Genomic DNA, 9,245 nt, shown 5'->3' with positions numbered 1-9,245 from the left:
TATATCTATAGCGCTGCGTTTTTTGCTGTTAAAGCCTGCGCCAGGAAGTCGATAACCTGACTGGCGACCTGCCGGTGAATCTCCTCTCTACTACGACCGTCGCCGTCCTTGCAGATAATGCCGTCGCCGGGAGCCTCTTCTTCTAATAATGCGATTGCAGCGGGCTTGCAGCGTTGCATAAAGCTGAAGTGGGCGGCGTCGGGAATTTCGACGTATTGGGTTTGCGCGGGAGGTAGGTGGATGGCCAAATAACCCGATTCCATCTTGGCGGGTAGGTCGCCGATATCCACGCCCGCCCCGAATATCAGCACGGGTATTGGCGCCGCCGCCAGGCTGGCGGGCGTAAAGCCGCGGGCAAGGCCGAGGTCCAGTGAGACGACCGCTCGCACCCGCTGATCCGCCAAGCTGGCCTCAAGTGAAGCTTTGGCCGCGCCCTTAGTGCTCAAGCCCAACTCATCGCTTAACCCGCAAACGCGAGGATTGGGGTGCGCCAGACACTCAGCAGCGAAATGGGCCTGATCGAAGCGGGCGCCGGCCAGGGCCATAACTGTCCAGCCTCCAAGCGAGTGGCCGATGGCGGCGATATTGTCCGCATTGATCTCCCCCGCTAACTGTGGGTTGTCCAATATGAAATCAATCACCCGACTGAGATCATGAGGGCGCTCCCACAATCTCGCCGCTTCCGCTGGGCGTCTGTCGAAAGTCGTCGTGCCGGGATGATCCGGCGCAGCGACTACATACCCCTTAGCAGCCAACTCCGCCGCCAGCCAGTTCAGGTTGCGCCAGTTACCGCCATAACCGTGCGACAAAACCACCAGTGGGTGTCCGCCTTGCGCTGGTTCCGCATCAGGGCTCGCCTGCACACCGAAGAACGCCCGATTCTCTCCTACGGATGAGGTTGGCGTCTCGGCTGTTGTAGAAGGATTCGTCTGCGCGGGATACCAGATGCTGACGTGCAAAGGCCGATTTGCAGGACCGTCAGTCACTTGCGCTTCGCGAAAACCAATAGACGCGGCCAAGAGATTTGCGCTGGAGAACAGCATTAAAAGGAGGCTAAAAAATATGGATCTGTGCATGGTTCCCTCTCGTTCGTTCAATGAGCCTCCATTAAGCCTGAGGGGGCGAGTATAGCGAGACCTAAAACAGGATCGAGGACGTGAAATGCTTGCTGTATCTGGCTTTGCGGCGGATATTGGACTTACAAGAAGAGCCCCAAAGACGGGGCTCGGGAGGAACGGGAAGCGGGTCCTACATCTGATTGGACAGTTCGTTCTTCAACTCGTCCCTTAGTTCATCTGGCGGCATGATCCAGCTCGAATCATCCATCAGAGCAGGGAAGACATTTACATGCAGACCATCCTGTTGCAGCCCGGGAATCCATTTGTTCAGGAAATGGGGCAACGCGATGCTTTTAGGCGTCAACTTCTCACCCAAGTCATTAGCGTACTCTCTGGCGAACTCCTCAGCTGGCCAGATAGGCAGGTATTCAAAATCCTCTTCTTCCGAAAACAGCTTCAAAAACTGGTTGTCGTCATTGATAAGAATCCAGACCTCTTTGCTATCCACCATATTCATCAGTGAATAGTCGTATCTTTCATCGCAGCTTAGTTGCAGTATTTGCTCAATCTGATCTTGATTCATGCACTTTCTCAATTAATCAACGGAATGCTGGCGCCATTACAGGCAGGCCTGTCGCTCGCAGGCCGTAGCCGCTTAGGATACAACGGTGAGAGATGGATTGCGCTGTAAATGTTTGGGTTATCGCGTTGTAGCGGGTATAGCGTGTAGCGGTACCATTGGCCGCCGCTCCGGCGACACGAAGTATTTAAACTGTCCCCACCAATCTAACTGGCGCGCCTCGAATTGTGTCGGCGAGAACAGCGATTCATAAAAAATGCGGTTTTCCAGGCGTGTGGTGTTGGTTTGCAAGCCCCAGGCGATCAGCACAATAGAGTTTTCCGCCGCCCAGTTAAACTCAAACGCTAGCAACACTTCACCGCTCGGCAGCAAGCCTAGCCCCCGACTTCTGAAACTGGCGGGCATCTGTGAGAGAGGCTCATTCGGGTCGAAGTGGAACAACTTTCCGACAGGCATTATCTGTGTTTTGTCTTCATCGCTCAGGCTCTTGCGCTCTGCGATGACTTGTCCATTGGCGTCGAGGATTTGATACGCGTCGCCAGCAGTTTCTGGTTTTTTAAAAAACAGTGAAGGTGAAATGCGGTCCGTTTTTTGGTTGCTCAGTAGGCTTGGTAAAGGCATATCCGGCGCTTCGTTCGTTTTTCCTCCACCGTTATTCTCACTCTCCGTTGCCGACGTATTCCCTGTTTGCGCTTTGCATCGCTGCTTGGGCGACCAAGTATAAGTGGCGGAGTCCAATTGCACTGTGCGGAACACACACGCGCCATAGAGCGGGCTGTGTGGAACTTTCGTGAGCTTGAAGTGAGCAACCAACATGTCGTCGGCCATGATTTTGGCTTGGTCAAAGAAATAATCATCGGGCTTCAACTCGAACAGGGTGAGCGCTTTTGAATCCAAGTCATAATCTAAAAGAAACCCTGGACGTTCTATCGTTTTGGAATCTCCCAAGGCGTACCACTTGCGTTCGCCCTCAATGAGCAGATGGACGCGGGACTTGGTCATACTGGCATAGCTGACATTCAGCAAGGTCGTTTCCGCGCCAAACAGATACTGATACAGGAACAGGATGAACGCGACGCCCAGTAAGGCTAGAGTCGACAGGACAAGGGGGATTCTCATTAATTATTGTTCTCTAAAAATAACGACGACTTGAACGTAATCTCATAGTTTAGGCGAGAATCGTGGGCCAGGCGAAGCATGGAGAATGAAGCAGGGGGAAGACAGGGCGCAATTGTAAATGGAACGCGGTTATATAGATCCACCCTTCGACAGGCTCAGGGCGAACGGAGCAGGGCGGAAGTTCATCGATAACTGGCCGCCCTGTCGACCCTGTCCTTAACTAGGCCAGCGCCTTAAAGTAATTTTCCCGATGGATATCCAACAGCTCAACGCACAATTGGCAGTCGCCGCCTGACAGTTCTTTTTGATACGCCTCGCGAAGCGCCTGCAGACAGAGGTCGCCGACCAACTGCTTAAACTCCTGGCTTCTGCCAGCAAGAAGCGCAACCTTCAAATGAACGAAAGACCTCCCGATATCACCGTCCCCGATAACATACTCAGTAGCCTCATACGCCCGCGACTTGATATCATTCAGCGAAAACTCGCCTGTGCTCATCATTCCTGTGTGAATAGCGCTGAACAACCGCTGAAAATCAGCAGCGCCACGCAAGTTAGAGGTATATTCCAAAGTCAAATGCGGCATATTTACATCACCTTGTACGTTAACGATTTCGTTGGGCGCTCACATAAAAACAACACGAGCAGCCCAAAAATATGGATGGGGAAAAGCGCAGATTCAGGCGCATTATGCGCCGAAAAATATCGGTGAGAACTTTACAGCGAGTCGTGGCCAAATTCTAATATCTGCTCGCCAAATACCTCTATGGAAGCTTTCTGGATGCTTTTTAACGCCATTGCTGCCCCCATTTGATCATTCGCATAGAAGAACTCATCATCTTCTGTCGCCTCTGGGTTTGTAGCCTTCAGATGACACATTTCTTTGTAATGAACAAGAGCTTGAATAGCATACCTTGCTTCACTTTCAGTCAACACTACGCTAACTCGTTTGACTAAGCTGCTCATATTGGTTGTAAATCTCCTGGAGTTTTAATTTTGAAGTACTTTTCGCTCAGTGGTACTGCTACTTCTCTTCATCCAACAGCCCCTGCTGCTTCCGCTCAGTGTAATCACGCGACCTTTCAGAAATAAAGGCGGCGCTCCTGATATCGTTGGTTGCTTTGGCCAACCTATAGGCCTTGCTCAGGAGATGACGATCACTACTCCAGTCACCCTCATCGTAGGCAACAACGGAAATGACTTCTTCCAGCTGAATCCGGCTTTGATCGAAATGTGCTTTCAGCGCAGAAACAGCCTCTTCTTCAGTACTGGCGGGAACAACTGTGCGACCGAATATATACGTCGAACCGTCATCACTGAGACCGCATCCTTCCAGCGCTGTAACTTTGGTGTCTATGACCCAGAAAATCTTCATCGATACTCCACTCTAATCTACCTTTCCCCGCGCCAGGTCCTACGACTCGTCGCCCCCCACCGCTTGCACTATTCAGCCTGTGATTAGCGAACCGCGAGCGCCTCTCTAAACCACCCGTTCGCCCTGAGCCTGTCGAAGGGCCTCCCAGAGCGCTATTCCAAATTCTAATCAGCCCGGGTTGAAAACAATCAGGCTTTTTACTTTAGTGGCCAACTAATTTCCGTGTCCTCCTGTGTTGAGCCGGCGGCATCATTAAGAGCCCTTCGACAGGCTCAGGGCGAACGGGGGAATCGGCAGACTCTGTACAAGGATATTATTGGCCGATAATTTTGGGCGTTTTGAAATGGGCCTATTGCCCCCATATTTCAAAAGGTGGATGACGTAATTTGTATGATTGGATTTGCTCTATTCACAAGTCTTAACCACTCACTTTTCCCAATACCCGCCTCCCTTCCTATATTTTCTCTTTAGCCTTATGCGACATTTTGTCGGACCAGCATAACTTTTTGTTTAAAAATTAAACGAATAAAAAAGTCCAATATAACCAGCAACATATACGGCTCATGCTGGGTTGGCGCGCTATTCGTGGCACTTCCCCTTGATTTGTTGTCATGCACACGATTACAGTATTTTTCCTTATTTTTGGGTGTTTTTCTAGTCGTGGGGCGTCATGAGTGCGTCATAAGTGCTTCGAAAGTGCGTCACAGTCAGGCTAGAAACTGGGTAGCGTATTTCTATACTGGGGTATTTTAGCATGGCGACGGCTAGAAAGAGGGTTACTAAGTCGGGCGAAGTCCGCTGGTATCGAGAGGTAAGGATTAAGCGAGACGGTAAAATAGTATATCGCGAGGGTAAGACTTGGCCATCTAAACGGCTCGCCGAAGAATGGGGCCGGCGTCTTGAATATGAGTTGTCTCAGCCCGGCGCACTGGAAAAATTGAACCATGGCGGCTCGACATTGGCTGATGTACTGGCTTGGTATTACAACGAGTATAAAGATGTGGCCAAGTTTGGTGAGTCAAAGTCATATCGAATCCGGGCATTAATGCAAATGGAGAAGTTGCGGGTTCCGCTAACATCATTGACGACGGCTTACCTGGTCGAGTTCGTGAAGCAGCGAATGCGGAGTTCAGGTCCATCAACAGTAAGACAAGATTTTGTCTACATTAAAGGCGCGGTGAAGCTTGCGAGAAGCCACTTTGAAGACTTGCCCGTCAGTGTTCAGATGTTCGACGATGTGAGCTCCTTCTGTTGGAAGAATAAGCTTTTTAAAATGGCGAATAAGCGTAGTCGGAGGCCAACAGCTGATGAGCTTCGTTTGCTGACTGACTATTTCCGTAATCGCGCGCTTCGGCCCCGGATGCGGACCCCTATGTACGACATTATGTGGTTTGCTATTCATTCGTCGCGGCGCCTGGGCGAGATTACTCGGCTCAGGTGGGACGATCTGGACGAGAGCACTTTAACGGGCTTGGTTCGTGACGTTAAGCATCCGACTAAAAAAGATGGCAACCACCGCCGGTTTAAAATGACGCAGGAGGCTTGGGATATCATTTGTCGTCAAGAAAAGGTGGAAGGTGAAGACCTTATTTTTCCGTATCAGACAAAGTATGTCAGTATCTGCTTCACTTGGGCGTGTAATGATCTGGGCATTCAGGACTTGCACTTTCATGATTTGAGACGAGAAGCCACGAGCAGGTTGTTCGAACGTGGCTATGATATTGTACAAGTGCAGCAATTCACGCTGCATGAGGGCTGGAAAGACCTGCAGGTGTACACTACGTTGCGCCCTGCCGACGTGCCATTACTCCCCGCGGCGGCGCACCATTCAGACTTTTCCAATGGGTGACGGCCGTTTCCCGTTCCTTGTCGATCCACTCCGCCAGGTCCTTTGCGTGTACGATCCACTCTGCGGCGTTGGAGTTAGATGCGCGATAGACCGGGAACGGGAACTTTTGCAGCTTGGCGCGCTGCTGGACATCGCGACGGGTGGTTAAGTTGAAGTACTTTGCCGCGACGTCGACCAGTGGAATTTGACTGGTTTCGAATTCGGCGAGTAGTAGAAACATCGTATTCATTGTTATTCCGCCATTGATGTAGCAAAGAACGCGGGCACTTGCTCCATGTCGACATTAAACTTACCGATGATTGGTCCATCTTCGGCAAGGTGTAACGTGAAGGTCATCGGCCATGTCGATTCCCATCCATCGTGATCGTTGAAATAGTCTTCTGCGCACTCTTTAGCGATTGATCCTAAAACCCTTCCGTACTTCAGGCTTGCGGGAGAGAGATCTGTGCTTAACTCGTATGTGCTTTCCTCGCACTCGCTTGGCACTTTGTAATAAATGGTGGTCATGCGTATTCTCCGGGCTCTATATATTCGACTTCTAAATCCGACATATCAGTAAAATCCGGATCGTCCTCCACATATACGCAGTTAAGGACATTACTTTTCTGGATAACCTCATTTAGGGCTTCTACAAATTCCTCTATTGCATATTCATCGGGGGCCACGATAACTGAGAGGGACAATTTCCGAAGGCGCTCAACGTCGCCGCTGAGCTGCCGGCGAAAGCCGTTCATTGAGAATTTCACGGTTTTACCTCCGGGAATTCGTCCCAAGTGCGACCGTCAAGAGTGCGGCCAGATAACTTTTTTCCTACGTTCTGCATATAGACTTCCCGGCCTGCCTTATCATCGCAATGAGATAGATGTCGTGTATTCCTGCCGTGCTCTCCCAGCCTAATGACGTGCGGCCACCGCCGACACTGCGGGTCAAGGGACGAAAAGTCAGTTCCTGCATTCCAGCATTTTGAACGCGGCGCCCATGACCCCCATTGTTTGAAGAAGAAAGGGACGTTTGCCCGCTGGCATTGGTCGCGGAGACTTTCCGCCCATATCGGGTGCATAGGTCGTGCGTTTTGTCCAGACTCCCCGCCAACCACAACCCAATTGATAGAGGGAAGTTGTTCGCGACGGTTGAACAATGGGTCTAATGCAGTCGTTTCCCCTGTTAATGCGTTCATTGTTTTAACGACTTCGCCGCTGACTCCGTTAAGTCTCCATGGCATGTTTGTTAAGTCCAAGGCCCCCAGCAGGGGCTCTGCGCTTATCCAACGCACTGCGGCTGGCGTGCCTAATAACTTGGGTATGCGATTATTGGCCGTTTCTTGATTTTCTGTGCTGACGCCCAGCCATACATTAGATAACGGTGGGCCTAACTGATTTAGCAGCTTGTGCATGCGATCAGCTCGTTTTGTGAGTACCTGAAAGGTGTGTTGCTTGGCCTCTTTCATAACTTCCCACACGCGCAGAATCCATTCGTCAGGCACTGATTCGTGGAAAAGGTCGCCATGAGCGCAGACAAAGATCATGCGGGGCTTGGTCCATCGCATCGGCAGGTCTGCCCATTGCTCATTGAATCGGACCTGCCCATTCCAGACTGGGCCGCTCTTGGCTAAGGTAGTGAGACCAGCGCGGGATGGGTGATTCTTCAGCCTTGAGCCAGCCAACTTCATTGCATAGCAATTTGTGCAGCCTGGCGATTTGAAACTACATCCAGTGATAATGTTCCAGGTAGATCCAGTCCATTCGATTGTGGTTCTGTCGCTCACAATCAGCCCTCCAGCTCATAGACTGTAATTGGAAAAGAATTGCTTTCTTTGGCTCCGCTGACTTGCGCCCAAGTCCTGCATACAACTCCGCAAGCGTCCAAGGCAATTATGTTGTGGGCCTGGGTGCTGCATTCTGCGTACAAAGCTTGTGATCTATCCATCCATTCGCCGGAGTTATCAAATTGAAAAAGCTTCCGCTTAAGTTGGATAGGTTTAAGAAGACGCGCAGGCGGTGGATCTGGTAATTCTTCTCCCAGTCCAATACATCCTTCTTCTGGGATTTCTTCAAACCACATAATGTGCGAGAAGTGAATGGGCTTTCCGTCATCGTCATTTAGTCCGCCTCTGGGGCCATCAGCAACACACACAAGCTGCTCGCGTTCGTTTTTGTCTATGTCCGAATAGTTGACGTTGTAACCAGAGTGCTGTGCCAGCTCCCCGACCTGCTGGATGGTCAGGTTAAGTTGCTGTTGTCCCTGTTCAAATGCCGATAGGGCTCTTTGTGCGCGGTCCAGCTCTTTTTTAAGCCGGTCATTGGCTCTTGTTGATCTGATCAGGTCGCGTTTTAGTTTTTCAACAAGCATGGTGTTGTCGTTGCTCATGAGCGTCCCCCTTTATTTTTACGATCTCGCTGTCTCTTAGTGGCCAGCATTTTGAGCCTCGCTAATGCCACCAGAATGGTGGTTCCGCCTGGCGGTAAGTCGGACATAGCGAAAAACTTATTAATGATGCCGTTCTCCTTTCGTGATAAAAGAACGAGGTTGTCTTTGTCGAAGTTTCTTAAGTCGCCATCGTTGAAACGAACCATATGTCCTGGCGGTACTTTCTTGCCGTGGTATTCTTCCCACTTGATGATATGGACAAACTTCCAGTTCTTTCTGGACATACCAGTTTGGGCGTCGTCTTTTATTTTCCGCTTCAAGTAACCGTCTTTGGTGACGATTTCCGTTCCTATTGCCACGTGGTTATGCGGTCTATTGCCTTTTTTGAACTGGGTTTCTTCGCTTCTGCCGGCGGCGGGAATGCTCTTGCCTGTATTCCATGGAGAAGCTCCTTTCTCGAACTGTCCGCTTCTGCCGGTTAACCATCCGTTCCGCTTGCATAGCGCAGCTATATTTTCCTTGGATAGAGACCTGTTGAACGTTTTATTGAAGAGTTCCGTCAGCTCTTTACGGGTTAATTCCTTGCAGGACTGAATGAACCTGAGTTCATCGTCGCTGTAAGTGATCCATTTGCCTCTCATGACAGCAGCTTCGGCTTGCTGGAGGTGAGCGGCATGTCTGAAAGTTTGATCTCGGCATCAAGTACAAGCCTGGCGTTTGCGACGATCTCTTTGGCGACGCTTGTGATTGCGCCAGTGCGTTTTAATTCTTTCTCAAGAGTGGCGTCATCTATGGATTCGTCGCTTAAGCGTTCGATTTGTGCGAAGAGATGATCATTTAGATCTGATAATTTGTTCTTCATGTCATGCTACCTTTGGTGTCGGTTTGCAGCGAAAATGG

14 protein-coding genes are annotated in these 9,245 nt (G+C 50.5%); 1 reads left to right on the top strand and 13 read right to left on the bottom strand.

Annotated elements, in window-relative coordinates; translation table 11 throughout:
* Positions 1-5: 5 nt before the first annotated feature.
* The 6 genes from EUZ85_RS19535 to EUZ85_RS19510 form a co-directional block, all read right to left on the bottom strand.
* On the bottom strand, positions 6-1,076 hold the full coding sequence (locus EUZ85_RS19535) for an alpha/beta fold hydrolase (protein ID WP_127971082.1): 1,071 nt from the start codon (positions 1,074-1,076) through the stop codon (positions 6-8).
* A 172-nt stretch (positions 1,077-1,248) separates the two neighbouring features.
* A complete protein-coding gene (locus EUZ85_RS19530; protein WP_127971080.1) occupies positions 1,249-1,641 on the bottom strand; it encodes a DUF2750 domain-containing protein in 393 nt (130 codons plus the stop codon).
* A 117-nt stretch (positions 1,642-1,758) separates the two neighbouring features.
* Positions 1,759-2,757 (bottom strand): hypothetical protein, encoded by a 999-nt coding sequence (locus EUZ85_RS19525; protein ID WP_127971077.1) that lies wholly within the window; start codon positions 2,755-2,757, stop codon positions 1,759-1,761.
* A 220-nt stretch (positions 2,758-2,977) separates the two neighbouring features.
* On the bottom strand, positions 2,978-3,340 hold the full coding sequence (locus EUZ85_RS19520; RefSeq protein ID WP_127971075.1) for a 5-carboxymethyl-2-hydroxymuconate Delta-isomerase: 363 nt from the start codon (positions 3,338-3,340) through the stop codon (positions 2,978-2,980).
* Positions 3,341-3,471: 131 nt separating this feature from the next.
* Positions 3,472-3,720 (bottom strand): hypothetical protein, encoded by a 249-nt coding sequence (locus tag EUZ85_RS19515; RefSeq protein ID WP_011396850.1) that lies wholly within the window; start codon positions 3,718-3,720, stop codon positions 3,472-3,474.
* Positions 3,721-3,778: 58 nt separating this feature from the next.
* Positions 3,779-4,129 (bottom strand): hypothetical protein, encoded by a 351-nt coding sequence (locus EUZ85_RS19510; protein WP_127971073.1) that lies wholly within the window; start codon positions 4,127-4,129, stop codon positions 3,779-3,781.
* 754 nt (positions 4,130-4,883) lie between these two features.
* On the opposite strand from EUZ85_RS19510, the gene EUZ85_RS19505 reads away from it, so the two are divergent.
* The gene (locus EUZ85_RS19505; protein WP_127971071.1) at positions 4,884-5,978 is read left to right on the top strand and encodes a site-specific integrase; all 1,095 of its coding nucleotides are present in this window, start codon (positions 4,884-4,886) and stop codon (positions 5,976-5,978) included.
* Here EUZ85_RS19505 and EUZ85_RS19500 read toward each other — a convergent pair.
* From EUZ85_RS19500 to EUZ85_RS19470, 7 genes are read right to left on the bottom strand one after another with little or no spacing between them, the layout of a single operon-like run.
* Positions 5,908-6,207: a pyocin activator PrtN family protein gene (locus EUZ85_RS19500; RefSeq protein ID WP_206617924.1), complete on the bottom strand. Its 300-nt coding sequence runs from the start codon at positions 6,205-6,207 to the stop codon at positions 5,908-5,910. The two genes, EUZ85_RS19505 and EUZ85_RS19500, sit on opposite strands and share 71 nt — an antisense overlap.
* A 2-nt stretch (positions 6,208-6,209) precedes the next feature.
* A complete protein-coding gene (locus EUZ85_RS19495) occupies positions 6,210-6,485 on the bottom strand; it encodes a hypothetical protein (protein ID WP_127971067.1) in 276 nt (91 codons plus the stop codon).
* A complete protein-coding gene (locus EUZ85_RS19490; RefSeq protein WP_127971065.1) occupies positions 6,482-6,724 on the bottom strand; it encodes a hypothetical protein in 243 nt (80 codons plus the stop codon). The genes EUZ85_RS19495 and EUZ85_RS19490 overlap by 4 nt, the downstream gene beginning before the upstream one ends.
* A complete protein-coding gene (locus EUZ85_RS19485) occupies positions 6,721-7,743 on the bottom strand; it encodes a DUF5131 family protein (protein WP_127971063.1) in 1,023 nt (340 codons plus the stop codon). Before EUZ85_RS19485 ends, EUZ85_RS19490 begins: the two co-directional genes overlap by 4 nt.
* A 2-nt stretch (positions 7,744-7,745) precedes the next feature.
* On the bottom strand, positions 7,746-8,345 hold the full coding sequence (locus EUZ85_RS19480) for a hypothetical protein (protein WP_127971061.1): 600 nt from the start codon (positions 8,343-8,345) through the stop codon (positions 7,746-7,748).
* A complete protein-coding gene (locus EUZ85_RS19475) occupies positions 8,342-8,986 on the bottom strand; it encodes an HNH endonuclease signature motif containing protein (protein ID WP_127971059.1) in 645 nt (214 codons plus the stop codon). Before EUZ85_RS19475 ends, EUZ85_RS19480 begins: the two co-directional genes overlap by 4 nt.
* Positions 8,983-9,207: a hypothetical protein gene (locus EUZ85_RS19470; protein ID WP_127971057.1), complete on the bottom strand. Its 225-nt coding sequence runs from the start codon at positions 9,205-9,207 to the stop codon at positions 8,983-8,985. The genes EUZ85_RS19475 and EUZ85_RS19470 overlap by 4 nt, the downstream gene beginning before the upstream one ends.
* Positions 9,208-9,245 lie beyond the last annotated feature (38 nt).

Origin of the sequence: Hahella sp. KA22 (assembly GCF_004135205.1) — a bacterium.
GTDB lineage: Bacteria > Pseudomonadota > Gammaproteobacteria > Pseudomonadales > Oleiphilaceae > Hahella.
This window is presented reverse-complemented; position numbering and strand designations above follow the sequence as displayed.

What these genes read in the sequence shown, in the direction of transcription:
- EUZ85_RS19495 (WP_127971067.1), bottom strand. Translation starts at nt 6,485, where the DNA reads ATGACCACCATTTATTACAAAGTGCCAAGCGAGTGCGAGGAAAGCACA.
- EUZ85_RS19525 (WP_127971077.1), bottom strand. Translation starts at nt 2,757, where the DNA reads ATGAGAATCCCCCTTGTCCTGTCGACTCTAGCCTTACTGGGCGTCGCG.
- EUZ85_RS19515 (WP_011396850.1), bottom strand. Translation starts at nt 3,720, where the DNA reads ATGAGCAGCTTAGTCAAACGAGTTAGCGTAGTGTTGACTGAAAGTGAA.
- EUZ85_RS19510 (WP_127971073.1), bottom strand. Translation starts at nt 4,129, where the DNA reads ATGAAGATTTTCTGGGTCATAGACACCAAAGTTACAGCGCTGGAAGGA.
- EUZ85_RS19470 (WP_127971057.1), bottom strand. Translation starts at nt 9,207, where the DNA reads ATGAAGAACAAATTATCAGATCTAAATGATCATCTCTTCGCACAAATC.
- EUZ85_RS19480 (WP_127971061.1), bottom strand. Translation starts at nt 8,345, where the DNA reads ATGAGCAACGACAACACCATGCTTGTTGAAAAACTAAAACGCGACCTG.
- EUZ85_RS19530 (WP_127971080.1), bottom strand. Translation starts at nt 1,641, where the DNA reads ATGAATCAAGATCAGATTGAGCAAATACTGCAACTAAGCTGCGATGAA.
- EUZ85_RS19520 (WP_127971075.1), bottom strand. Translation starts at nt 3,340, where the DNA reads ATGCCGCATTTGACTTTGGAATATACCTCTAACTTGCGTGGCGCTGCT.
- EUZ85_RS19475 (WP_127971059.1), bottom strand. Translation starts at nt 8,986, where the DNA reads ATGAGAGGCAAATGGATCACTTACAGCGACGATGAACTCAGGTTCATT.
- EUZ85_RS19505 (WP_127971071.1), top strand. Translation starts at nt 4,884, where the DNA reads ATGGCGACGGCTAGAAAGAGGGTTACTAAGTCGGGCGAAGTCCGCTGG.
- EUZ85_RS19500 (WP_206617924.1), bottom strand. Translation starts at nt 6,207, where the DNA reads ATGAATACGATGTTTCTACTACTCGCCGAATTCGAAACCAGTCAAATT.
- EUZ85_RS19535 (WP_127971082.1), bottom strand. Translation starts at nt 1,076, where the DNA reads ATGCACAGATCCATATTTTTTAGCCTCCTTTTAATGCTGTTCTCCAGC.